This is a genomic window from Lacisediminihabitans sp. FW035 (assembly GCF_054880895.1).
The window spans coordinates 1526470-1550759 of the sequence record NZ_CM142187.1 but is presented as its reverse complement, the minus strand read 5'-3'; the positions used below and the strand labels follow the sequence as shown (position 1 = coordinate 1550759).

The following is a 24290-nucleotide window of genomic DNA, read 5'->3' as shown; positions in this document are numbered from 1 at the left end:
CGTAGGGATAGGGTTGGGGAGCACCGCTCGAGGGAAGGCGTGGTTCCGGATGTCATTCGACCCCACGCCCCTGCTCGGCAAGACCGCCCTGGTGACCGGAGTGTCGCGTCGCCGGGGAATCGGATTCGCCGTGGCCAGCCGTTTTGCCGAGCTCGGCGCCGATGTGTTCATCCAGCATTATTCGCCCCACGATGCCGAGCAGCCGTGGGGTGCCGACGACCTTGACGCGCTGCGGTCGGGCATTACTTCGGCGCAGGTCGACGGCGCCGCGTTCGGCGACCTGAGCCTAGACCTTTCGCGGCCGGATTCGGCCGGGGCGCTTCTGGACGCGGCTGTCGGCCTGACCGGACGGGTCGACATCCTGGTCTGCAATCACGCTCGAAGCGGCGGCGATGGCTCCATCTTCGATATGACGCCCGACCTCCTCGACGGCCATTGGCAGGTGAATACTCGATCGACGCTTCTCCTCACCCGGGCATTCGCCGACCACTACTCCGGCCGCGCGCCATCCGCTCCCTCGCGCCCGGGAGAGCATCCGGAGCGGTCTGATCAGATCGATGAGTTCGCGACCGGCCGGGTCATCTGGATGACGTCCGGCCAGATCCACGGTGCGATGCGGGGCGAGGTCGCCTATGCCGCGAGCAAGGCGGCTCTCGCCGGCGTGACGCCCACGGTGGCCGGCGAGCTCCTCGCGCGGGGCATCATCCTCAACACTGTCGATCCCGGGCCAGTCAACACCGGGTACCTCGATCCGGAGACGACCGATCGCCCGCTCGACGAGATCCAGGACCGAGTGCGCAACACCCCGTTCGGACGTTTCGGTGCACCGTCGGATCCCGCGCGACTGATCGGCTGGCTCGCCACGGACGACGCACGTTGGATCGTGGGACAGGTGATCAGCTCCGATGGCGGGTTCCGGCTCTAGCGAGATCGCGACGTGAGCAGGAATCGAGAAGCGTCGATGCGGCCCCGGGCCTAGCCTGTCGAGTGACGACGGAGACGTCGCGCCGAGCAGGTGACACGAGGAGTATCCAGCATGACCAGATCAGACGAGAGTTCCGAATCCACCGGCTTCACGGCCGATGAACGCGCCGCGATCAAGGCCCGCGCCGCTGAACTTCGCGCCGAGGGCAAGAAAGGCGCCCAGAAGGCGGACGGGCTTCAGTCCGTGCTCGACAGCATCGCGAAGATGGCTCCGGACGATCGCGCGCTCGCGGAGCGCGTACACGTGACGGCGACGGTGAATGCCCCCGGGCTTTCGCCGAAGACCTGGTACGGGATGCCGGCCTATGCGAATGCGGACGGCAAGGTGGTGTTCTGCTTCAAGAACGCGGGCAAGTTCAACACCCGCTACTCGACCCTGGAATTCCAGGATGCGGCCCGCCTCGACGACGGTGAGATCTGGCCGGTGTCGTGGGCTCTCGAAAAGTGGAGCCCGACGGCAGAGGAACAGGTCGCGCGGGTGGTGAGGGCCGCCGTTTCCTGAGGGGAGGGCGGGCGCGCAGATCAGGGGCGCAGCGCCGCGATCACTGCCGCGACATCCGCTTCGTCGTTCCAGAGGTGGAAGGCGGCGCGCAGGCGTCCGGCGCGACCCGAGGCCTTGATTCCGGCGGCGATGAGCGCGTGCAGGTCGGAGGAATCCGGATCCGCCCAGGTCACGATCGCCTGATGCTGCTGCGGGATGCCGAGACCGTCGCAGAGCAGGTCTCCGAGACCGCTCGTGTAGGCCCACACCTCGTCGATGTCGAGCTCGGAGAACATGCGGATGGCCGGCTCCGCTCCCACCCAGGCCGGCCAGGCCGGCGAGACGTCGAATGCGCGAGCGTCGGTTGCCAGGGTCATATTGGGTCCATAGCAGGACTGCCAGACCTGCTCCCCGGCATACCATCCGGCTTGCACGGGGCGCAGCTCGGCCTGGAAACGCTCGCTCAGCGTGAGGAAGGCGACCCCCCTCGGCGCGCACAGCCACTTGTAGCTGTGGCACACCGTCGCGTCGAAGAGCGAGGCGTCGACGGGATGCACGCCGGCGGACTGGGTGGTGTCACAGAAGGTGTACACGTTGTGAGCGGCCGCTGCCGCGACGATCCCGGCGACGTCGGCGACGATTCCCGTTGACGACTGGATGTGGGAGAAGACGACGAGCCAGGTGTCGTCGGAGATCGACTCGGCGAGATCTGCAAGGGCGACCGTGCGCACCCGGATGCCCGGCTTCTGCAGCAGCGGGAACACGATCGACGAGAAATCACCGCTCACGCTCAGGACCTCGGCGCCGTCCGGCACGCCCGCGGCGACCAGGCTGGTGATCACCGAGGTCTGCGAACCGGTTGCCACGCGATCCGGTGTCACGCCGACCAAGCGGGCATACGAGCGCCGGGTGCGCTCGACGATCGCGTCGTAGTCCATTGGATCGCGACGGGCGGAACCCCAGAGGTCGAGGTCCTCCTTCTGGGCGGCGACCGTGTCGCGCGTGGGGATGCCGATCGAGGCGACGGCGAGAAATCCGCTTGACGGCTCGAAGCTCGCTCGTGCGCGCTGGAGCTCGAGGGAGAGTTCGGGTCGCGTGGCAGTCGTCATGCTCCCAGCATGACGAGCGGGCACTTATGCGACAAGAGCATACTTTCGATGCAACCGATAACATCGAGTTATGACTCTGGCCTTCGATCCGCAACTCGACCTGCAGACGATCCGCATCGTGCGGGCCATCGCCGACACGGGCACGATCACCGGCGCGGCGCGGCTGCTCGGTTACAGCCAACCGGCGGTGAGCCAGCACGTGCAGCGCGCCGAGGCTCGCCTCAACCTGCCGCTCGTCACCCGCGTCGGCCGCTCGGTGCGCCTCACCGAGGCGGGGACGGTGCTCGCGCGTCACGCGCTCACCATCGCGTCGGCGCTCGAGGCGGCATCCGGGGACCTGGCGGATCTCGCCGGGCTGCGCACGGGACTTGTGCGGCTCGCAGCGTTCCCCACCGCGTCGTCGACGATCGTCCCCCGCCTGCTCGCGGCCATGGCCGTCGAGCACCCCGGCGTTCGCGTCAACTACGTGGAAGCGCAGCCCCCCGAGGCCGTTGCACTGCTCCGCGAGGGCAGCATCGACCTCGCGATCACCTTCAGCTACCCCGGGGACAGATCCGATCCGCACGTTGACAGCGCCAACGGGCTCGGCTCCGAGACCCTGTTCACCGAAGACACCGTGGTGGTGTTACCGGCGGGGCATCCGCTGGCCGAGCAGCACATCGTGGATCTCGCCGGACTCGACGACGAGCGCTGGATCGCCGGATGCCCCCGTTGTCGCGGACACCTGCTCGCCGTCTGCGAGCTCGCCGGATTCGCTCCGGCGATCGCCTTCGAGACCGACAACGCCAGCGCTGTCATCAACATGGTCGCGAGTGGACTCGGCGTGGCGATGCTTCCTCGGCTCGCGCTGGTGGCCGCCGCGGTGCCGCCCGGCGCCGTGATCCGCGCGCACACGCCGTCCAGTGCCCGAAGCATCCACCTGATCGCGAACGACGGCGCACGGCGGGTGCCGAGCCTCGCGGCGACCAGCCGGGTACTGCACGGCCTTGACGGAAACGACTGGGGACTGGTGACGGTCTGACGTTAGCGCGCGAAGTCGTGCACGCCTTCGATGATCCGAAGAGCGGCGAGGGAATCGCGCGGATCGACCGGGAGAGCTGCGCCATCCCGGATCGCCGCGGCAGCCTGAGCATAGAAGCCGGCGTAGTTCCCGGGCTCGGTCGGCACCCTCGTCGGCGGCACGTCCTCTGAGCCGGTGATTCCGACGGTGCCCCAGGTCTCCTCCGGGGCGACGCCGAATCCGACGTCGGTGGGCGATCCGCCGGCCATGAGCGCGGGCTCCTGAGTGTCGAGTCCATAGATCGTGAAGGCAGATCGATCGCCCAGCACCCGGAAGCGCGGCCCGTTCTGCCCGGCGAAGCGGCTGAGGGTGAGGTGGGATCGGGTGCCCGAGGAGTGGAGCAGGGAGATGAATGCCTCGTCGTCGCTGACGCCGCCCTTTCTCAGGATGGAGAGCTCGGCATCCGCGATCGTCGCGGGTCCGAAGAGGTGGAGCGCCTGGTCGATGAGGTGACTTCCGAGGTCGAAGGTGATCCCGGCCCCCTGCGCGCTCGTGGTGGTGTCCTGCCAGCGGTCGCGCAACCCCGGGGACCAGCGCTCGAAGGTCGACTCGAAGCGGTGCACGTTGCCCAAAACGCCCTCGGTGAGCAGCTTCTGCACGGTGAGGAAGTCCCCATCCCAGCGGCGGTTCTGGAACACCATGAGCGGTCGACCGGCGGCCTCGGCCGCGGCGATGAGCTGCTCGGCCTCGGCGACGGAGGCTGCAAACGGCTTGTCGACGACGAGGGCGGATCCGGCGGCCAGCGCGGCGAGTCCCTGCTCGAGGTGGGCGTGGCCCGGAGAGGCGAGCACCACGAGGTCGAGCCCGCGGTCGATGAGTTCGCCCGGAGTGTTGACGGTGTCGATCGTCGGATGCTGCGAGCGGGCCACCGTCTGGCGGCCGGCATGGCTCGTGGCGACGACCTCGAGCGAGAAGCGCGGGTTCGCGGCGATGAACGGGGCGTGGAAGACCCGGCCGGAAAGCCCGTAGCCGATGATGCCGGTGCGGATGGGCGTGATGGATTCGGTGGGACTCATGACGCCAGAATATCGAGTTGTGACGCTGCGTCCCGTGTCAGTGGCCACCGGAGGGCGATGGTCTGGTCCGCCTCCGGCAGACTGGACGGATGCTCTCCTCCCGCGACCCGATCCGTCGGCCCGCCCGCGTGGTGGTCGCCGGCGTGAGCGGGGTCGGCAAGTCCACCCTGGCACGTCGGATCTCGCACGCTCTCGACCTGCCCTACACGGAGATCGACGGGCTGTATCACGGTGCCGGATGGGTTCCCCGGCCGGAATTCCTCGTCGACGTCGAGCTCTTCTCCCGGGAGGCGGAATGGATCACCGAGTGGCAGTACCGGGACGCCCGGCCGATCCTGTCGGCTCGCGCGGACACCCTGGTCTGGCTCGACCTGCCCTCCCCCGTCGCCGTTTGGCGCGTGGTGAGTCGCACGATCCATCGCAGCCGCACGCGAGTGGAGTTGTGGAACGGAAACACCGAGCCGGGGCTGTTGCACGCCCTGACGGACCCGGAGGGGATCATCCGCTGGGCGGTCAAGCACCAGCGGACGTATCGCCGCACCGTGCCGGCCGCTGCCGGCCAGCATCCGCACCTGCAGGTCGTGCGGCTGCGCAGTCAGCGTGAGGTGGATGCCTGGCTCGTCGGCCCCCTCGCGAGCTCCCGCTGACACACCCAAAACGCAGGAGATTCGCCATCACAGGGTCATTTCGCGGCGAAGAGCTTTCTTTCGTGGCGAATCTCCTGCGTTTTGAGTCTCGCAGAGGAGCCGGGGCCGGTCAGGCCGAGGGGGCGTCGATCGCGCCACCGAAGCGACGCGTGCGCTGGGCGTAGACCACGATCGCCTCCCACAGCTGTTCGCGGGTGAAGTCGGGCCAGAGTGTGTCGAGGAACACCATCTCGGCATAGGCGCTCTGCCAGAGCATGAAGTTGCTGGTGCGCTGCTCGCCCGAACTGCGCACGAAGAGGTCGACATCCGGCAGGTCGGGGGCGTAGAGCCGCTTCTGGATGGTCTTCTCGCTGATGCCGGAGGGCTTGAGCCGCCCGTCGGCCACGTCGTCGGCGATAGCGCGCACGGCATCCGCGATCTCGGTGCGGCCGCCGTAGTTGACGCACATGGTGAGGGTCAGCACGGAATTATCGGCCGTCAACCGCTCAGCGAACTGCAGCTCATCGATGACGGATGCCCAGAGCCTCGGCTTGCGACCCGCCCAGCGCACCCGAACGCCCCAGTCGTTCAGCTGATCCCGCCGGCGATGAAGCACGTCGCGGTTGAAGCCCATGAGAAAGCGCACCTCGTCGGGCGAGCGCTTCCAGTTCTCGGTGGAGAAGGCATACACGCTGAGGTGCTTGACCCCGATCTGGATGGCGCCGGCCACGACATCCAGCAGCGAAGCCTCCCCCGCCTTGTGCCCCTCCACCCGGGTCAGGCCCTTGCCGTTGGCCCATCGTCCGTTGCCGTCCATCACGATGGCGACGTGCTCCGGCACCGCATTACGAGGGAGCTTTGGCGGGTAGAGGCCGGTCCAGTCGATTGCCTTGAAGTCGACGGCGTCGCGGTGGGTCTTGGGTTTGCTCATGAGGTCTCGACACGCTCGCTGGCGCTCGCTACTCGACCAGCAGGATTCTCTCGACCAGCGGAAGGTACTCGACCGGCGGTCGTCGTGCGCACCCGGTCCACGTGCTCGAGGGAGCGCAACCCACGGTCGAGGTGGAACTGGGTGTAGGCCGCCACGACTCCACTCGCCTGCGAACGGGTGCGGTCGTCCGCGTCGTCCGCCGTCTGCCATTCGCCGGTGAGCAGCGAGGACAGCAGCAGGAGGGTCTTCGCGTCGAGACGAGGCGCACCGGGCGGCGCGACCGCATCCGCGACCACGCCACCGAGCTGCACGACGAACGCCGAGTGCGGCCCGGGTGCGCCGGTCACGGAACAGTCGTCGAAACTGGGGCTCCACCCGGCGATGGATAGCGCGCGCAGCAGGTAGGAGTCGAGGGTGAGGCTGGCGCCGTGCTCACGCCGGGCCAGCGAACGAAGCGCTCCGACCAGGAGGAGGTATTGCTGGAGGCTCGGCTCGCCCTCCGTGAGCTTGTCGGCGGTCTCGACCATGGCGCTGGCAGCCGTGTAGCTGCCGTAGTCGGCGGTGATGTCGGCACCGTAGGAGCCGACGGATTCCGCCTGGGTGATGATGTCGAGGCTGCGGCCCTCGTACAGCTGAACATCGGCGACCATGAAGGGTTCGAGTCGTGCCCCGAATTTCGATGCGGTCCGGCGAACGCCCTTTGCGACGGCCCGCACTTTGCCGTGCTGGCGCGTGAGCATGGTGACGATGCGGTCGGCCTCACCCAGTTTGTGGGTGCGCAGCACGACGGCTTCGTCACGGTAGAGGGGCATCCCCCAATTATCGTCGCCCTCACGGGGCAGGGCACCGTGCCGTGCCGTGGTACCAATGACTGTGAACGTCAGCCCTCTCATCATCCCGCTCTGGGCGGATCTCCTCGCCATCGCCGTCGGCAGCGTGCAGGGTGCAATGTTCGCCGCACAGTTCCGCGATCGCCGGCTCGATCTCCTCGGAATCGCGCTCATCGGCATCGCCGCCGGCACCGGTGGCGGGCTCTTCCGCGACCTGCTCCTCAACCAGGTGCCGGTCGCCCTTCAACTCAACTGGTACCTCATGGTCGCGGTCGGTGCGGCACTGCTCGGGATGCTGCTCGAGCGACTGTTCCAACGTCTCGGCCCGGTGATCACCGGCCTCGACGCCCTCACCATCGGTTTGTTCTGCGCCATCGGCACGACGAAAGCGCTCACGCTCGGGCTGCCGGAGATCCCCTCGGTCTTCGTCGGAGTGCTCTCCGCGGTCGGTGGGTCGATCCTGCGCGACCTGCTGCTCAACCTTCCGATCGCCCTCATGCACGTCGGATCGCTCTACGCCATCGCGGCAGTCGCCGGGGCCGGCACGCTCGTGGGACTCGTCGCACTCGACGTGCCGATGTTCGTCGCCGCGGTGGTCTGCGTCGCGGTCACCTTCGGGGTACGGGTGCTTGCGGTGCTCTTCAAGTGGAGCTTGCCCGAGCAGCGCCGCCTCGAGCGGATGCCTAGATGGCGACGGCGCTCCGCTCGCCGCTGAACGCGACGACCGAACGATCGATCAGGCGGCTGAGCAGCTCGGTGTAGCTCACGCCGACGGCCTGCCACATGCGCGGATACTGGCTGAAGGCGGTGAGACCCGGCAATGTGTTCACCTCGTTGAGGGTGATCGTGCCGTCCGCCCCGAGGAAGAAATCCACGCGGGCGATCCCCTCGCAGTCGAGGGTGCGGAAGGCGAGCGTCGCGAACTCCCGGAGACGCTCGGTTGCGGCATTCGGAATCTGAGCGGGCACCTCGAGGGTCGCTCCGCCGCCGGCGGTGTACTTCGCGGTGTAGTCGAAGAAGGCCGTCGAGTCTTCGGTGACGATGCGCAGGGGCGCACCGACGGCCAGGCTGCCGTCGACCTGCTGCAGCACCCCGAGATCCACCTCATCGCCGACGATCGTCTTCTGGATGAGCGCGGTCGAGTCGTGCTCGAGGGCGAGCGCGATCGCGTCGGCGACCCCTTCGGCGGTCTCGACCCGGCTCGCTCCGACGCTCGACCCCGAACGGTTCGGTTTGACGAAGACGGGGTAGCCGAGCGCATCGGCGAGGGAGACCGCGTCGCCCATCGTCTCCGCCGTCACCGCGGAGGTCGGGATGGTCGGGATGCCGGCGAGCTCGAGGAGGCGCTGGGCGAGGAGCTTGTCCATCGCGAGGGCACTCGAGAGCACCCCACAGCCCACGTACGGGATGCGTGCGAGCTCGAGGAGCCCCTGCACGGTGCCGTCTTCACCGAACCGGCCGTGCAGCGCGGGGAACGCGATGTCGACACCGTCGAGGTCGGGGAACCGGGTGCCGTCGCCGGCGTCAGCGAGGGCATCCACCGAATCGAGACGATGCCAGCCGCCCGCGCGATCGATGCCGATGAGGACCGGCTCGAATCTCTCGGGATCGAGATGGGATGCCACGCTCCGAGCCGAATTGCACGACACCTCGTGCTCGTTGTTCGCCCCGCCGAAGATGATGCCGATGCGCTTCACGAAAGAGTCCCTCTGGTCTGGGTGGAATGGCGCCGATCCATCCGGCCGCCGAGTCCGGTGAGTATCTCGTGGGCGATCGTACCGGTTACCGCGGCCCATTCCTGGGAGTCCGGCTCCCCGTCGGCGGGGCTCCCGAGCAACACCACCCCGGCACCGAGCACGACGTCGGCGTCCCCGACATCCACCACGAGCTGGTCCATCGAGATCGCTCCGACCACCGGGTGACGCACACCGCCGATCACCACTTCACCGCCGTGGGAGAGATCGCGCGGGATGCCGTCGCCATAGCCCGCCGGGACGAGCACGAGTGTCGTCTCGACAGCGGAGACCCAGGCATGGTTGTAGCTGACCCCGGTGCCGGCCGCCACGCGCTTGAGCTGAGTCACCCGTGAGACGACGCGCATCGCCGGCTCGAGCCCGTGGGTGCGACCGATCACGGTCTCGATCCCGTAGAGGGCGGCTCCGCACCGCACGAGGTCGTACCAGGTGTCGGGATGCTCGAGGGCTCCCGCAGAATTGGCGAGGTGCAGGATGCCCGGCGAGAGGCCGAGGCGGCGAGCACGAGCGACGCCGCGCTCGAAGGCGGCCACCTGCGCCGTCGTGGCCTCCGGCTCGGCGTCGGCGGCGAGGGCCAGGTGGGACCAGAGTCCGGTGACCCGTACCGAGGGAGCTGCGAGCGCCGAGGCGAAGAGTGCGTCCCACGCCGACTCGGGAGCGCCACCCCGCGACATGCCCGTATCCAGCTCCAGGTGCACCTCCGCGGGCTCCCCGAGGGCGGCGATGGCCTCGAGGGTCTCGGTATTGGCACAGGAAACGGTCACGCCCGCGGCGACTGCCGCGCGCAGGTCGCACCAGGGATCGGCGAGCCAGCACAGCACCGGAGCGGTGATCCCTGCGGAGCGAAGGGAGAGCGCTTCGTCCACTGTCGCGACGCCGAGCCACGCCGCTCCGGCTTCGAGGGAGGTGTTCGCCACCTCGATGATGCCGTGACCGAAGGCGTCGGCTTTCACGACCGCGAGGATCGGGGTGTTCGTGATGTCCCGGATGCGTCCGATGTTGCGGGCGATGGCACCGAGATCGACGATGCGGGTGGCGAGGGCCGTGGAGTGCGGGAGCTCCGGCGACGTCATGGCTCCAGAATACCGGGGGCATCACGACCTCCCACGACGTCTTGCGGTGAGGCACAATGTGCTGCATGACGTCGATCCTGGTCACCGGAGGTACCGCGCAACTCGGCCGGCCGACCGTCGGGGCCCTCCGCGCGGAGGGCCACGACGTTCGTGTACTGAGCCGCGGAAGGTCCGCCGGCGTGGTCTCCGGCGACCTCCTGACGGGGCGCGGCCTCGGGAGAGCACTCTCGCGGGTCGACACCGTCGTGCACCTGGCCAGCACGGGCTCTGCCCGGGATGTCGCGGCCACCCGCCTGCTGGCCACTTTCGCCCGCACCGCCGGGGTCGGTCACCTCGTCTACGTGTCGATCGTCGGTGTCGCCGACATCCCGTTGCCCTACTACCTCGGCAAACTCGAAGCGGAACAGGCGGTAATCGACTCGGAGATCCCGTACAGCATCTTGCGCGCCACCCAGTTCCACTCCTTCGTCGACGGTCTGTTCAGCGCTCAGCGGCGGGTGCTGCCGGTGACCCTGGTTCCGCGGTTCTCCCTGCAGCCGATCGCGGTCGAGGAGGTTGCCGCCCGCCTCGCGGAACTCGCCACGGCGGACCCGGCGGGGCGCGCGACCGACATCGGTGGGCCACAGGTGCTCACCGGCCGCGAACTCGCCCTGCGGTGGAAGGCAGCGTCGGGATCACACCGACCGCTCGCGCCGCTTCGGATTCCCGGTCGCACCGTCGAGGCGTTCGCCGCCGGGCACAACCTGGTACCCGGTCCCCCGTTCGGACGAGCCACCTTCGACGACTACCTCGCGGAGCGGTATCCTCACGTGCGATCCCAGAGCTCGAGGTAGTACCGCTGCCTCAAAGGGTCCGGGTCGACACCGTAGGCCTCCAGAAAGGCCGGCTCCCATCCCGGGCCGTAGTTGAGGGCGGTGTTGCGGGCGGCGACGGCGATGTCCGCCCAGCGATCCGCGACTCCGAGCCTCTGCAGATCGACCTGCGCCACGGCGACACCGTCGTCGGAGAGCAGGGTGTTGGGAGCGCACGGGTCGCCATGGCAGACCACCAGCCGGTCGATCGGCGGGGATGACGCGAGATCGGCACGTCCGGAGAGACCGAAGATCCGCGTCGCCGGGGACCAGTCGAACGGGCAGTCGGAGGGCGGAAGTGCGTCGTGCCACTGCCGCAGCCCGATCGCGAGCCCACGCACCGCGCCGGCGGGGTCGGCCAGCCACCGCTCGCTGACCGCGCTCTCGGCCTGGATCGCCCGCGTCACGAGCACCTCTCCGTCGGCAGACTCACGGTAGTCGAGCACCACGGGCACCGGACTGTAGGCGATCGCCCACAGCATCCGGTCCCGCTCGGCAGCGAGGTCGAGACCGACGCCGGCTGGCGCCCACTTGACGAACACCGATTCCGCGCCGATCCGCCCACGGAACGTGAGTCCGGCCAGTTCATTGCGCCAAACGGGCTCGAGGGAGACTCCCAGCGCCACCAGGTCGGGCGGGAGGGGCGTGTGGTCGAATGGCCCGGCTCGCATCGACTCAGGCTACGCGGGTGGCGGGACGGTGCGGGTGGCAAGATGACGCGCGTCGCGGGCCCATCCGAGGACACGCCGAGGACACGCGGACCGCACGCCTCGCCATCGTCTCTGCGCCCGCGAGTGACACGCGCACCCGAACGGGAATGCGCGAGTGTCACTCGCGGGCGCAGAGGTCGAGAGACTCCCGCGAGGCCGAACGCCTAGACCGAGGCCAGTTCGCGGTCGCCCGACTGTTCGCGTACGGCCCGGTTGACGGCCGAGACGACGGCCTTGAGCGATGCCGTGGAGATGTCAGCGTCGATGCCGACCCCCCAGAGACGCACACCGTTGACGTTCAGCTCGACGTAGGCCGCGGCAAGCGCGTCCCCGCCACCGCTGAGGGCGTGCTCAACGTAGTCGTACAGCTTGACCTCGACGCCCTGCTCGGTGAGCACGTTCAGGAAGGCTGCGATCGGGCCGTTGCCGGTGGTGTCGGTCGACACGAACTGCTCCCCCACCCGCAGCTCGGTGTGCAGCGATACGGTGCCGGTCATGTCGCTCTGCGTACGCGTCGAGGCCAGTTCGAACTGGCCCCATTTGTGCTCCGCCACGGACGCCGGCAGGTATTCGTCCTGGAAGATCTCCCAGATCTCGGCGCTGGTGACCTCGCCTCCCTCGGCATCCGTCTTGGCCTGCACGACGCCGGAGAACTCGATCTGAAGCTTGCGCGGCAGGTCGAGGGCGTGGTCGTTCTTGAGCAGGTAGGCCACTCCGCCCTTGCCCGACTGGGAGTTCACGCGGATGACGGCCTCGTAGCTTCGACCGAGGTCCTTGGGGTCGATCGGCAGGTACGGCACGGCCCAGACCAGCTCATCGACGGTCACACCCTTGTCGGCGGCATCCGCGGCCATCGCCTCGAAGCCCTTCTTGATCGCGTCCTGGTGGGAGCCGCTGAACGCGGTGTAGACCAGGTCGCCGGCCCAGGGATGGCGCTCCGGTACCGGCAACTGGTTCACGTACTCGACCGTGCGCTTGACCTCGTCGAGGTCGCTGAAGTCGATCTGCGGGTCGATTCCCTGGGTGAACAGGTTGATGCCGAGGGCGACGATGTCGACGTTTCCCGTGCGCTCGCCGTTGCCGAAGAGACAGCCTTCGATGCGGTCGGCCCCGGCCAGGTAGCCAAGCTCGGCGGCCGCGACTGCGGTGCCCCGGTCGTTGTGCGGATGCAGCGAGAGGATGATGTTCTCGCGCTGGTCGAGGCGGCGCGATATCCACTCGATCGAGTCCGCGTACACGTTGGGGGTGGCCATCTCCACAGTGGCGGGCAGGTTGATGATGACCTTGCGCTCCGGGGTCGGCTGGAAGATCGCGATCACTTTGTTGCAGACCTCGAGCGCGAACTCGAGCTCGGTGCCGGTGTAGCTCTCGGGCGAGTACTCGTAGAAGATCTCGGTGCCTGGGGTGATCGACTCCGCCGCCTTGCAGAGGCGAGCTCCCTCGAGGGCGATGTCGATGATGCCCTGCTTGTCGGTGCGGAACACGACGTCGCGCTGCAGCACGCTGGTGGAGTTGTAAAGATGCACGATGGCCCGCTTTGCACCGATGAGCGACTCGTAGGTGCGCGTGATCAGGGCGTCGCGCGCCTGGGTGAGCACCTGGATGGTGACGTCATCCGGAATCAAGTCGTCGTCGATGAGGCTGCGCACGAAGTCGAAGTCCGTCTGGGACGCGGACGGGAAGCCGACCTCGATCTCCTTGTAGCCCATGCGCACCAGCAGGTCGAACATGATGCGCTTGCGCTCTGGGCTCATCGGATCGATGAGTGCCTGGTTGCCGTCGCGCAGGTCGACCGCGCACCAGCGCGGAGCGGCGGTGATCCGCTTGGACGGCCAGGTGCGGTCGGGCAGGTCGACGGTGAGGGTCTCGTGGTACGGGCGGTACTTGTGGATCGGCATTGCAGAAGCCGACTGGGTGTTCTTCATGGTCTCGTTCTTTCGCTTGGTCTGAGGTGGTCAGCCAACGGCGCTGTTGCAGCACCAGTCTCCGCGACGAGGGAGGCCTGGGTTAGGACTCGTCGCGGCAGCTAAGAAGGAGCAGACCGAACAGCACAATCCCGAGGATAGCACCGTCGGCCCCGGCGGTCGCCTAGCCCCGTCCCCGCAGGAAGCGCACGGTCTGCGGCACGCTGAGCGAGGGAAGGTAGGCCCGACCGAGTGCGGCGCCGATCGCCGGAAGGGCGAGCGGATCGGGGTAGGCCATCAGCATCGGCTTCAGTTCTGGTTTGAACTTCTGCTTGAAGGTGAAGAGCGACTGGAAACCGTAGACCGGCTCGAGGCTCCGCGCGAGGAAGTCGAGGAGGCGATCCGTGCCGTCGGACTCCTCGGAGGTCGACTCGCGGCGGGCGAGCGGAGCGGCCGAGAGGCTCATGAACTCGATGCCCCGCTGCTGCATGAGCAGGGCGGCCGAGGCGATGAGGAACTCCATCACCCCGTTCATGCTCCCGGGTCGGCGACGCATGAAGTCGAGGGTCCAGCCCACGATCTCGCCCTCCCGGTAGGTGGGCATCCAGCTCGTGACCGCCTCGACGACATCGTCGTCACCGACGGCGAGCAGCACCGCGACATCCGGATCGCGCAGCTCGTCCATGCCGCCGAGGGTGAAGCCGAGCTCGGGAAGCTTCTTGTCGGCGACCCAGGCTTCGGAGATCGCTTCGATCTGCGCACTGTGAGCGAGGGAGAGTTTCGCCCAGGTCGTCCAGACGGCGTGGACCCCGAGGCGCTCGGCCCGGTTGATCGACGAGCGCACGTCCTGCCAGCTCTTGCCCTGGGTGGAGAAGGTGGCGGGATGCACGATGGTCTCCTCGGCGACCACCATCGTGCTCCAGCCCATGGCGTCGAACTGGGACTGGAACTCGTGGTCGATGCTGTAGAACACCGGGGTCCACCCATTGTCGTCGCAGTAGACCGCGAACTGCCGCACCGCCTCCGCGGCGGAGTCCGGTCGGCCGAGCGGCCCTCCCGTGGTGAGCGCGACGCCGGAGACGACCCGGTATGCGAGGGCAGACCGACCATCGGCGCTGAACCAGTAGTCGTTGCCGTCCCAGAGCGCCATGTGGCCGATGGAGCTTCCACCCTCGAGCAGGAGGGTTCGGGCTCTGTCGCGTTCCGCGAAGCTGTAGCGCACCCGATCCGAGAAGAAGAGCGGGAGCGTGGCAGCGATGAGCACCAGCCAGAAGACCGGCCCGATGCCCTGGTACAGCACACGAGTGAACGGAGCTATCGGGATGAACGGCACAGTCTCGAGGCGCAGGAAACCGACAGGCACGAAGCGGTCTGGCAGGTCGAGGAGTAGTTGCCCGAGGGTGGGTGCGGGGCGGAACTGGAGCCTGTCGAGCCATCCGGCACCGAGGTAGAGCAGGCACAGGGCCACGAAGGTGCCCACGACCGTGACGACGAAGCGCACCATGGCCGACCGTGGGATGCGCACTGTGAAGTGGCGCAGATTGATCGCGATGAGGGCCGCGATCACGAGCGGGACGAGCACCGACACCGCGAGCCGGACCACCGGTTCGAGGCCGGACGCGTAGTCGGAGACCGCCTCATCGCTGCCGAAGGCCGGCAGGAATCCGTAGTAGAACCCCGCGACGAGCGCGAGGAACAGGTTCACCGCAATGGCGATGAGGGCGGCGCTGCGGCGACCCCGCAGCATTCCGAGCGCCGCGACGATCAAGACCACAAGCGGCAATGGTGCGAGCAACACCGTGCCGGGACCGTTGATGCTCGCGAGATCGAGCTGCAGGTGGCATCCGGGCGAAGTCGCATGGCCGAGGCAGTGGTGCACGACCGTCTGCATCCGGGGCAGCTGGTCACGGAACAGCATGCCTAGCGGATGCAGCGGGCCGTACCTCGCCGGCGTGAAGATGCTCACGAATGGCCCGGCCGCGGTGATCATGAGCAGCACCGCTGTGAGGCTGCGCGCCTCGTAGTGCGAGCTCCTCGTCCACCGGGTGGTGGGGCGAGTGCGGGCGAGCAGCATTCCGAGCACCAGGCCGGCGAGGGCGGCGATGATGCGGAACAGGTCCGAGGGCTGCCCCGAATACAGGAACACGATGGTGAGGGCGGAGAATCCGAGGATGCGAACCCGACGGCGCCACAGGGGGCCGGCGAATGCGCTGGCGGTGAGAAGAGTGCCCGAGATGGCGGTGAAGGGGTCGAAGATGATCATCTCCTGGATGCGTACTGCCCAGATCTCCCGGGCGAGCAGCCCGGCAGCCTGGAGCAGCATCCCGAGCCCCGCGCCGATGTACGCGGTCACCACGAACGCCAGAAGCGTGCGCCACCACCCCATCAGTCGCTCGGCGGCACCCACGAGGATCACGATGGCCGCGACCGCCAGCAGCAGCTCGACCACCCCGGACGCGAACAGTACCGACGTGATCGGCGACAGCGGATTGTGCGTCTCGAGGAAGGCGTCGAGACCGGTGCCGACCTTCGGCCGAAGCGCGCGCCGGGGCCCGTGCAGGAGCGAACCGGTGACGAAGGCGAGCACGAGCATCAGGCCGGCGAGCGAGATGCTCACCCGGCGTTCCGAGATCCAGCGCCGCATCAGAGGCCCCAGTGGTCTGCGAGGATCGGGATGCCCTGTCTCAGCGCGAACTGCACGGTGTGCCAGTCGTGGGCGGTGCCCGGCGACTGCTCGTAGTGCACGGTCATGCCCGCCGCCCGGGCAGCATTAGAGACCGTGAGGGACGCCGCACCATAGCGCGTGTCGTTCTGGCCGACGAAGAACACGCCGAGGGTATCGGCGTACGGCGCACCGGCCGCGAGGAGCGCGACCGGTGCCGCTGCGGCATACGCCGCCGGTGAACCGCCGAATCCCTTAGCGATGGTGAGGGCCAGCGAGGTGCGGAATGGCGCGAGTTGGCCGGAGATGTCGAAGATGCTCCCGTAGATGCCACGGTACTTCGCGCCGAGCTGGATCGAGCAGGTTCCTCCCTGGGAGAATCCGCCGATCGCCCAGTCGGCGCGGCCCGGCAACACGCGCAGGTGATGCGTGATCCAGCTCGGGACGTCCACCGTGAGGTAGGTCGCCGAGTTGCCGAGCGACGAATCGACGCACATCGGATTGAGCTGGGGGGCTCCGAGCTGATCGGGGATGACCACGATCGGAGCGAGGCCGTCATGGGTGGCCGCGAACTGGTCGAGGATTGTCTCCATCGCGCCAGAGGTGATCAGATTTGCCGGGGCGCCCGGCTGCCCCGAGAGCATCTCGAGTACGGGAAGGCGCGGCGCATTCGCGACAAGGGCCGCGGGCGGCAGGTAGACGAGGGCGCTGCGGGCGGCGAAATGAGACACCGTGGCGGGGATGGTGACGGCACCGACAGTTCCGGTCTTCGGCATGTCGACCGGCGCATGCCAGCTCAACGCGAGGGTCTCGAGAGCAGTACTGGTCGGCGCCGGCCGGGCACTGGGCAACGCGAGCCTGCCGATCGAGTTGACGCCGAGGGCGGCGCCGAGGGTCGGGAACTCCGCGACATCCGCGTTCACGCCGATCGCGCCGGCGAATGCGAACAGGAAGACGCCGGTGCTGGCAAGCACCACGCGCCAGACTCGAGCGCGCCACAGGCCGGCGAGCGCGAATCCGATCCCCCCGACACCCAACGCGAACCACAGGCGGGTCACCGGGGTGAGCGCGACTCCGAAGCTGTCCCAGACGTCACTGATCAGCCAGGCCAGGATCAAGCCGACACCCGCACCGGCAAGCGCGCCGAGCAACTGGATGGGCAGCCAGCGACGCACGGGGCGGCGAGTGGCGAGCACTACGAGAGTGACGAGAGCGAGCGAGTACACGACCACCGGGAACGGCCCCGTCTCGAGACGGAGGTCGAGCAGTTGATGCAACATCGGGTTCCCCTCACACACACGCAGCAATTGCGCAGGCCCATTATGGACACGTGACCGACCATGAGAACGAGCCTGGCGACCTCCCTGTGAGAGCCCTCAGGGAAGTCCGGCGGTTAGCTGGCCGGCGGCTGTGTTCACCGCCGACCACGCCCCACTGATTTACCGCGCCGCCCGCATTCTCGGCGAGGACTATTCCACAGCGAGAGCCGCGACCGGCGCGATCCGGGTGGCTCGGCGCGACGGGGCGATGGAGGCCGCAAGGGTCAGCACCGCGGCCGCGACCGCCAGGATCCCCAGGAGGCCGGCCGGGATCGCGGGGAGCACGAGACCAGGTGAGCCGGAGATCGACCCGAGCAGGGACTGGGCACCAGCCCAGCCATAGAAGGTGCCGAGAACGAGTCCGACCAGCACGGCCGCGACCGTCAACTGGGCACTCTCGGCGAGGATCATCGCTCGCACCTGGCGGGCCGTGAAGCCGAGTGCGCGAAGCAGCCCGAGTTCCCGCGTGCGTTGCAACACACTCATCGACAGGTTGTTCACCATGCCGACAGCCGCGATGAGGGCACTGAACCCCATGAGCACCGAGAAGACCACCACGGTGACGGACAGGGTCTGGTCGACCCCCTGGTACACCTCGGGCTGGGCTTTCTGCGCCTCGGCGATGATCACCTGGTAGCTCTCGACACAGACGGCGAACATCGTGATGAGGGTGACGCCGATCACGAGCCCGATCGTCGTGCGGGAGCTGCGCTCGGGGTACCGCACCGCGTTCTCGGCGGCGAGCCGTGCGGGGGCGCTGCGTCCGAACATCCGCCCGGTCAATTTCAGTGCGACCGGCATCACCAGCTGCGATCCGAGCACGAGTCCGGTGAACGAGAGCAACCCACCGACCACACCGACGAGCACGCCGGCCGGGGAGACGAGGCCGATCACCATGCCGAGCACGAGGAGGGCACCGCCGATCGCGAACAACACGATGGCGACGACGTTGCGTCGACGATTGCCGGTCGCCTCGTCGAGGGACTTCTCCACCGCTCCCCCGGTCGCCTGCATCGGCGAGACCTGCAGCACTCGGCGCGAGCCGACCCATGAGGCGAGCCAGGTCGTGAGCACGACCGCGACGATCGGCAGCGCGATCACCGGCTCGAGGTAGCGGTAGCTGTGCGAGGGCACCAGTCCGGTCGCCACCGACACGGTGATGAAACCGACGGTGATACCGGTGCCGATGACGGCGCCAAGCACGGATCCGATCGCACCGACGGCCAGGCCCTCCCTAGCGACAGCACGCCTCTGGTCCGCGGCGCTCGAGCCGATCAGGCGATAGAGCGCGATCGTGCGGGTGCGGCCGGCAATGATCGTGGCGAAGGTGTTGGCCGTGACGATCGCTCCGACGTAGACCGCGATCACGATGAAGACCGAGGCCGCTATCTGCAGCATCACCGCGACGGTAGCGCTCGAACCGGTGACGCTGTCGGCCGAGATCACCTGGGCGAGGACGCCGGTCGTCTCGAGGAGGCATACTCCGAACGCCGCGCTGAGCGTCGCGACGAGAGTGCTCGGGACGTGTTCCGCGAGGGGCCTCATGCCGCCTTCTCCATCGACAGCATGAAGCGGGAGATCTCCTCGGCGGAGGACCGCGCGCGATCGTCGACTACTCGCCCGTCCGCGAGGAACAGGATGCGGTCGGCGTAGCTCGCCGCGATCGGATCGTGGGTGACCATCGCGATGCTCTGACCGTATTCCGCACTGGCGGCCGCGAGCAGGGAGAGCACCTCCCGCCCGGTGCGCGAGTCGAGATTGCCGGTCGGCTCGTCGGCGAAGACCAGGTCGGGTCGCGTTCCGAGCGCACGGGCGATGGCGACCCGCTGCTGCTGCCCGCCCGAGAGCTCGTGCGGACGATGCTTCAGGCGGTCGCCGAGGCCGAGCGAGTCGATCAACCGGTCGATCCAGGCCGATTCGTCGCGGGTGGGCCGACGCCCGTCGAGCTCGAACGGCAGCAGTATGTTGCCCCTCACGTCGAGCGTCGGCACGAGGTTGAAGGACTGGAACACGAAGCCGACCCGTCGCCGCCTCAGGATGGTGAGGTCGGCATCCGGCAGGCCGGTGATCTCGGTGTTGCCGAGCCAAGCCGCTCCCGACGTGGCCGAGTCGAGTCCGGCCATGATGTGCATGAGCGTGGACTTGCCCGACCCGCTCGGACCCATGATGGCCGTGAACTCGCCGGTGCGGATGCCGATGGAGACATCGTCGAGGGCGGTGACCGGGTTGGAGGCCGATCCGTAGGATTTGGTGAGGTGGGAGACCCGGGCGACGAGCCCGGCTTCGGAATGATTGAATGACATACTCCGACGCTACGGTCGCGTCTCGGCGCGGGCATCGGGCGGAGGTCTCGACCGCCGTACATCCAGCGGATGACCTCGGCCCGTCGGCGGCCCGGGCGACGGTCGACCCCGTTCACGGATCAGGATTCGCACGCGACACGCCGCTCTCGCGAGCCGCGACACGCCGCATCCGCCCCGCAAACCCTGATCCGCGAACCAAGATCCGCGATCGCTGACCCCAGCGCCCCACGGCACCGACGCGCGACGGGCGCCGCTACGTGTTCAACCCGTTCTCGAACGCGAAGACCACGAGCTGCACCCGGTCACGCAGGCCGAGCTTGCCGAGGATCCGGCTGATGTGCGTCTTCACCGTCGCCTCGCTCAGGTACTCCCCCGACGCGATCTCGGAATTGCTGAGACCACGCGCGGCCAGCTGGAAGATGTCGCGTTCCCGCGCGGTCAGCTGTCCGAATGCGACCGGTGCCAACGGACGTGCTCCTGCGGGCGCGAAGTGCTCGAACAGCTCTCTGGTGGCGGATGCCGCGATCACGGCATTACCCGCATGCACCGTGCGAATCGCCGCGAGCAGGAATTCGGGATCGGCGTCCTTCAAAACGAATCCGCTCGCTCCCCCGCGGATCGCCCGGGTCGCGGCCTCGTCGAGATCGAAGGTGGTGAGCACGATGATGCGGGGCAGGCTGCCGCCGCGGGCATCCGCTCGCTTCAGCACCTCGGTGGTGGCCGCGATTCCGTCCATCACCGGCATCCGGATGTCCATCAGGATCACATCGGGACGGGTCTCGGCCGCCATCGCGACGGCCTCGACGCCGTTGCTCGCCTCCCCCACGACCGCGAGGTCGGGTTGCGAGTCGACGAGCATGCGCACGCCGGCACGGAAGAGCGATTGGTCGTCCACGAGCCCGACACGGATGACGCTCACAGCCTGACCGCCTCGATGCTCAGCGGGATCGTCGCAGTGACGACCCACCGCTCGGCATCGATGCCCGCTGAGAAGGTGCCGCCCACCAGAACGGCCCGTTCGCGCATCCCCGCGAGGCCATGTCCACCAGGGTGGATATCGTCGGCGCCCTGGGGATCGCTGAGCGCGCTCGAGATGACCAAGCGGAGGGCATCGGGCCTCCACGAGAAGATGAGCCGCACTTCCCGGTCGGTGTCGCCATGCCGAAGGGCGTTCGTGAGGGCTTCCTGGCTTATCCGATAGACCGCGAGTTGCTGGGCTGTGGCTAGAGGGCGATCCTCTCCGACGGTCTCCCGGCTCACCACGAGGCCGGAACCGCGCAGCTGGTCGACCAGGGTGTCGAGGTCGGTGAGCATCGGCTGCGGAGCCTCACCCTGGCTGTGGCGCAGCTGCCCGAGCAGGATGCGAACGTCGCCGAGGGCTTCGCGGGCGGTCGTGGAGATGGTCGTGAGGGCCGCGTCCACGGCCGCCGGATCGGATTCGCGGGCATACCGTGCCCCGTCGGCCTGCGCGATCACCACGGCGAGGGAGTGCGCGACGACATCGTGCATGTCCCGCGCAATGCGGTTGCGCTCCTGCTCGACGATGACGTCCTGTTCGGCCACGACCTGGGCCTCCCGGCTCTGCCGGGACCGGCGCACCGCCCTGGCGAGGAGCCCGAGTGTCCACGACAGGCCGAGAGCGGTGAGGCAGCCGAAGAAGAGCAGCACGCCGCTCGAGAGCATCGACGGAAGGCTCGCGAGGTCAGTGCTCAGCGAATTGCGCCCGCCGTTGAAGAACGTGAGATAGAGAGTGGCGATCGCCGAGCCGAGCACCGCCGAGCCGAGCCCCACCCACCGCAGGACCCGTCCCCCATAGGACGCGGTGGTGAACAGGATGGCGAGTACGGCGAGATCGTAGGACTGGGGGGCGTCGAGAGCGAAGCCCATCTGCAGGATGGCCCCGATCCAGGCGCCGGCGAGTGCGAGCCCCGGGCTCAACCGCCGCAGGGCGAGGGCCCCCGAGAAGATGAGCATGAGCAACACGGGAACAACACCGTTGCTCAATGAGAACTGCCCCGCCAACTGCAGCACCAAGAATGCCGCCGCGATCGACAGGTCGGTGACGACCTGGTAGCGGCGGAGGGTACGGAACATCCCTCCACCGTAGGCGGGTCGCGTGACCTCCGCGGCGATCCGGGGGGAAATCATCCTCGAGATGTAGGGAGCCGCAGTCTCGGCGCCCGGGCGCTCAAAATCCGAGGCGCCCGAGCTGTTTCGGGTCGCGCTGCCAGTCCTTCGCCACCTTCACGCGGATCGACAGGAACACCTGCTTGCCCACGAGCGGCTCGATCTGGGCCCGGGCGCGAGCGCCGACATCCGCCAGTCTCGATCCCTGGTGACCGATGATGATGCCCTTCTGGCTGTCGCGCTCGACGAAGAGGTTGGCGTAGATCTCCACGAGGTCCTTGTCGTCCCGCTCGATGATGTCATCGATGGTGACCGCGATCGAATGGGGCAGCTCGTCTTCGACGCCCTCGAGCACGGCCTCTCGCACCAGCTCACTGATGCGGGATTCGAGCCCCTCCTCCGTGACCGCGTCGGCCGGATACAGCGCTGCGGAGACGGGAAGCAGCTTGATGAGTTCGGCCGCAAGGGTGTCGAGCTGGATGCGGCTGGTCGCCGAGACCGGGATGATCGCCTCCCACTCGCGCAACTCCGACACCGCGAGAAGCTGAGCAGCGACCTGCGGTCGCGATGTCGCGTCGATCTTGGTGACGATCGCGACCTTCTTCGCGCGCGGGAAGGAATCGAGCTGCTCGTTGATGTAGCGATCGCCGGGGCCGATCTTCTCATCCGCCGGCATGCAGAAGGCCACGACATCCACGTCACCGAGGGTGGTCTGCACGATGCTGTTCAAACGCTCGCCGAGAAGCGTGCGCGGGCGGTGCATTCCGGGAGTGTCGACCAGGATCAGCTGCCCGTTCGTGTAATGGGCGATGCCCCGGATGGCGCGGCGGGTTGTCTGCGGCTTCGACGAGGTGATCGCCACCTTCTCGCCGACGAGTGCATTGGTGAGAGTGGACTTGCCCACGTTGGGCCGTCCGACGAAGGACACGAATCCTGCCCGGAACTCCGAGGGGTTGTCATTGGTAAGCGACACGCTCAATCACCGTCTTCTGGGGGTTGGGATTTCTTCGGTTGGGAGGCTTCGGACTTCGACACCTTCGGCTCTGCGTCCTTCGGCTCTGCGTCCGTGGGCTTCGCGTCCGTGGGCTTCGCGTCCGTGGGCTTCGCGTCCTTCGGCTTCCCGTCAGTGGTCTTGCCGTCCTTCGGCTTCGCGTCCTTCGGCTTTACGTCCTTCGGCTTCGCGTCCTTCGGCTTCGCGTCCTTCGGCTTCGCGTCTTTCGGCTTTACGTCTTTCGGCTTTACGTCTTTGGGCCGGGACTCCCTCGGCGAAGGGAGCCGGAACGCGGCCTGGGCGTCGCTGAGGGCCTGGTCCCGCTCGACCAGCACGGTGCTGAGACGCTTGCGGCGCCCCTCGGTGCGCTCGGCGGTGAGGATCAGGCCGGAGAATGTCGCAACGGAGCCGGGAAGGGGCAGCCGACCGAGGGCCTTCGTGATCAGTCCGCCAACGGAATCGACGTCGTCGTCGTCCAGGTCGATCTCGAAGAGTTCTCCGAGCTCGTCGACCGGAAGCCGCGCACTTACCCGGTAGCGACCATCCCCGAGGTCTTCGATCTCGATGATCTCGTGGTCGTACTCGTCGGAGATGTCCCCGACGAGCTCCTCGATGAGGTCTTCCAGCGTGACGAGTCCGGCGATCCCGCCGTATTCGTCCACGACCATCGCGAGATGGTTGGACTCGAGCTGCATCTGGCGAAGAGTGTCGTCCGCCTTCTTCGACTCGGGGATGAACTGCGCGGGCCGCACGAGCGAATCGAGCGTCACGGATTCAAGACCTGTGGGGCGCTCGTAGCTGAGACGCGCGACATCCCTCAGATAGAGCACGCCGATCACCTCGTCGACGTCGATCCCGATCACCGGGACCCGCGACACTCCCCGGCTCAGGAACAGACCCATCGCCGCACCGATCGACTCATCGCTGTCGATCGTCACCATGTCGGTGCGCGGGATCATCACCTCCCTCACGACGGTGTCGCTGAACTCGAAGATGGAGTGGATGAGCTCGCGATCGTCTTCTTCGAGCACCTCGAGCTCGGTGGCCTCATCCACCATGCTCAGCAGTTGCTCCTCCGAAGAGAAGGTGGCGGTGCGGCCGGGGGTCACCCGGTTGCCGATCGCGACGAGGGCCGCGGCGATGGGGCCGAGGAATACTCGGATGGCGTGCACCGTCCAGGCGCTCACCCGCACCACCGCGCGGGCGTGCACCCTCCCGACGCTGCGCGGGCTGGATCCCACGAGAACGAAGGATGCCACGGTCATGATGAAAGCGGACGCGAGCAGCGCCCACCACCACTCCGCGAACACGTAGGCGAAGGCGAGGGTCACGAGCACCGCCGCCGTGGTCTCGGCCACCACGCGCATGAAGTTGACGGCGTTGACGTGGGCGCCGACGTCCGCCGCAATGGCGGTGAGCGATTTGCGGGCACGGGAGGTGGCGGCGATCTCGAGCAGGTCGGCGCGCGACAGCACACTGAGGGCGGCATCGGCCGCGGCGAGGAGGCCGCCGAAGACGACCAGGAGCACGGCCACGCTGACGAAGAGCGGGATCACGGG

Annotated in this window: 22 protein-coding genes; 6 read left to right on the top strand and 16 right to left on the bottom strand. The window is 67.9% G+C overall.

Annotated features, from left to right (window positions below; translation table 11 throughout):
• Positions 1–49 precede the first annotated feature (49 nt).
• Positions 50–925, top strand: a complete 876-nt coding sequence (locus ACVXZ4_RS07505; protein WP_461797610.1) for an SDR family oxidoreductase — start codon at positions 50–52, stop codon at positions 923–925.
• 111 nt (positions 926–1036) lie between these two features.
• Positions 1037–1486 carry an iron chaperone gene (locus ACVXZ4_RS07500; RefSeq protein WP_461797609.1) on the top strand — a complete coding sequence of 150 codons (450 nt, stop codon included), beginning with the start codon at positions 1037–1039 and terminating at the stop codon, positions 1484–1486.
• Between the two features lie 20 nt (positions 1487–1506).
• Here the strand turns inward: ACVXZ4_RS07500 and ACVXZ4_RS07495 are convergent, their stop codons facing one another.
• Positions 1507–2574 (bottom strand): aminotransferase class V-fold PLP-dependent enzyme, encoded by a 1068-nt coding sequence (locus ACVXZ4_RS07495; protein ID WP_461797608.1) that lies wholly within the window; start codon positions 2572–2574, stop codon positions 1507–1509.
• A gap of 70 nt (positions 2575–2644) precedes the next feature.
• On the opposite strand from ACVXZ4_RS07495, the gene ACVXZ4_RS07490 reads away from it, so the two are divergent.
• Positions 2645–3595 (top strand): LysR family transcriptional regulator, encoded by a 951-nt coding sequence (locus tag ACVXZ4_RS07490; protein WP_461797607.1) that lies wholly within the window; start codon positions 2645–2647, stop codon positions 3593–3595.
• Positions 3596–3597: 2 nt separating this feature from the next.
• Here ACVXZ4_RS07490 and ACVXZ4_RS07485 read toward each other — a convergent pair whose 3' ends face one another.
• Positions 3598–4650 carry a Gfo/Idh/MocA family protein gene (locus ACVXZ4_RS07485; RefSeq protein ID WP_461797606.1) on the bottom strand — a complete coding sequence of 351 codons (1053 nt, stop codon included), beginning with the start codon at positions 4648–4650 and terminating at the stop codon, positions 3598–3600.
• An 89-nt stretch (positions 4651–4739) separates the two neighbouring features.
• Here ACVXZ4_RS07485 and ACVXZ4_RS07480 point away from each other — a divergent pair, with 89 nt between their 5' ends.
• A complete protein-coding gene (locus ACVXZ4_RS07480) occupies positions 4740–5297 on the top strand; it encodes a P-loop NTPase family protein (protein WP_461797605.1) in 558 nt (185 codons plus the stop codon).
• A 109-nt stretch (positions 5298–5406) separates the two neighbouring features.
• Here ACVXZ4_RS07480 and ACVXZ4_RS07475 read toward each other — a convergent pair whose 3' ends face one another.
• Together ACVXZ4_RS07475 and recO are read right to left on the bottom strand one after the other, a co-directional pair.
• Positions 5407–6207 carry an isoprenyl transferase gene (locus ACVXZ4_RS07475; protein ID WP_461797604.1) on the bottom strand — a complete coding sequence of 267 codons (801 nt, stop codon included), beginning with the start codon at positions 6205–6207 and terminating at the stop codon, positions 5407–5409.
• Complete coding sequence (gene recO, locus ACVXZ4_RS07470) at positions 6204–7019, bottom strand: DNA repair protein RecO (protein WP_461797603.1); 816 nt, start codon at positions 7017–7019, stop codon at positions 6204–6206. Before recO ends, ACVXZ4_RS07475 begins: the two co-directional genes overlap by 4 nt.
• Before the next feature lie 55 nt (positions 7020–7074).
• Between recO and ACVXZ4_RS07465 the strand changes: the two genes are divergently transcribed.
• Positions 7075–7752 (top strand): trimeric intracellular cation channel family protein, encoded by a 678-nt coding sequence (locus tag ACVXZ4_RS07465; RefSeq protein WP_461797602.1) that lies wholly within the window; start codon positions 7075–7077, stop codon positions 7750–7752.
• On the opposite strand, the gene ACVXZ4_RS07460 is transcribed toward ACVXZ4_RS07465, so the two are convergent.
• Entirely contained in the window at positions 7721–8734 is a 1014-nt protein-coding gene (locus tag ACVXZ4_RS07460; RefSeq protein ID WP_461797601.1) for a D-alanine--D-alanine ligase family protein, read from the bottom strand. The two genes, ACVXZ4_RS07465 and ACVXZ4_RS07460, sit on opposite strands and share 32 nt — an antisense overlap.
• Positions 8731–9864: an alanine racemase gene (gene alr / locus ACVXZ4_RS07455; protein WP_461797600.1), complete on the bottom strand. Its 1134-nt coding sequence runs from the start codon at positions 9862–9864 to the stop codon at positions 8731–8733. Before alr ends, ACVXZ4_RS07460 begins: the two co-directional genes overlap by 4 nt.
• A gap of 65 nt (positions 9865–9929) precedes the next feature.
• Here alr and ACVXZ4_RS07450 point away from each other — a divergent pair, with 65 nt between their 5' ends.
• Positions 9930–10697 (top strand): SDR family oxidoreductase, encoded by a 768-nt coding sequence (locus ACVXZ4_RS07450; RefSeq protein ID WP_461797599.1) that lies wholly within the window; start codon positions 9930–9932, stop codon positions 10695–10697.
• Here ACVXZ4_RS07450 and ACVXZ4_RS07445 read toward each other — a convergent pair.
• The 10 genes from ACVXZ4_RS07445 to ACVXZ4_RS07400 all read right to left on the bottom strand — a co-directional run bounded on the left by ACVXZ4_RS07445 (position 10670) and on the right by ACVXZ4_RS07400 (position 24287).
• Positions 10670–11386, bottom strand: coding sequence for a phosphotransferase (locus ACVXZ4_RS07445; RefSeq protein ID WP_461797598.1), 717 nt, complete (start codon positions 11384–11386; stop codon positions 10670–10672). The genes ACVXZ4_RS07450 and ACVXZ4_RS07445 overlap by 28 nt on opposite strands.
• A 203-nt stretch (positions 11387–11589) precedes the next feature.
• Positions 11590–13350 (bottom strand): 2-isopropylmalate synthase, encoded by a 1761-nt coding sequence (leuA, locus tag ACVXZ4_RS07440; RefSeq protein WP_461797597.1) that lies wholly within the window; start codon positions 13348–13350, stop codon positions 11590–11592.
• Positions 13351–13513: 163 nt separating this feature from the next.
• Complete coding sequence (locus tag ACVXZ4_RS07435; protein ID WP_461797596.1) at positions 13514–15946, bottom strand: bifunctional lysylphosphatidylglycerol flippase/synthetase MprF; 2433 nt, start codon at positions 15944–15946, stop codon at positions 13514–13516.
• A 26-nt stretch (positions 15947–15972) separates the two neighbouring features.
• Positions 15973–17271 carry an alpha/beta hydrolase gene (locus tag ACVXZ4_RS07430; protein ID WP_461797595.1) on the bottom strand — a complete coding sequence of 433 codons (1299 nt, stop codon included), beginning with the start codon at positions 17269–17271 and terminating at the stop codon, positions 15973–15975.
• A 189-nt stretch (positions 17272–17460) separates the two neighbouring features.
• Positions 17461–18855: an ABC transporter permease gene (locus ACVXZ4_RS07425; protein ID WP_461797594.1), complete on the bottom strand. Its 1395-nt coding sequence runs from the start codon at positions 18853–18855 to the stop codon at positions 17461–17463.
• Positions 18852–19613, bottom strand: a complete 762-nt coding sequence (locus ACVXZ4_RS07420; RefSeq protein ID WP_461797593.1) for an ABC transporter ATP-binding protein — start codon at positions 19611–19613, stop codon at positions 18852–18854. Before ACVXZ4_RS07420 ends, ACVXZ4_RS07425 begins: the two co-directional genes overlap by 4 nt.
• Positions 19614–19866: 253 nt before the next feature.
• The gene (locus ACVXZ4_RS07415; RefSeq protein ID WP_461797934.1) at positions 19867–20472 is read right to left on the bottom strand and encodes a response regulator; all 606 of its coding nucleotides are present in this window, start codon (positions 20470–20472) and stop codon (positions 19867–19869) included.
• A 56-nt stretch (positions 20473–20528) separates the two neighbouring features.
• Positions 20529–21761 carry a sensor histidine kinase gene (locus tag ACVXZ4_RS07410; protein WP_461797592.1) on the bottom strand — a complete coding sequence of 411 codons (1233 nt, stop codon included), beginning with the start codon at positions 21759–21761 and terminating at the stop codon, positions 20529–20531.
• 40 nt (positions 21762–21801) lie between these two features.
• Entirely contained in the window at positions 21802–22719 is a 918-nt protein-coding gene (gene era, locus ACVXZ4_RS07405) for a GTPase Era (protein WP_461797591.1), read from the bottom strand.
• On the bottom strand, positions 22716–24287 hold the full coding sequence (locus ACVXZ4_RS07400) for a hemolysin family protein (protein ID WP_461797590.1): 1572 nt from the start codon (positions 24285–24287) through the stop codon (positions 22716–22718). Before ACVXZ4_RS07400 ends, era begins: the two co-directional genes overlap by 4 nt.
• Positions 24288–24290 lie beyond the last annotated feature (3 nt).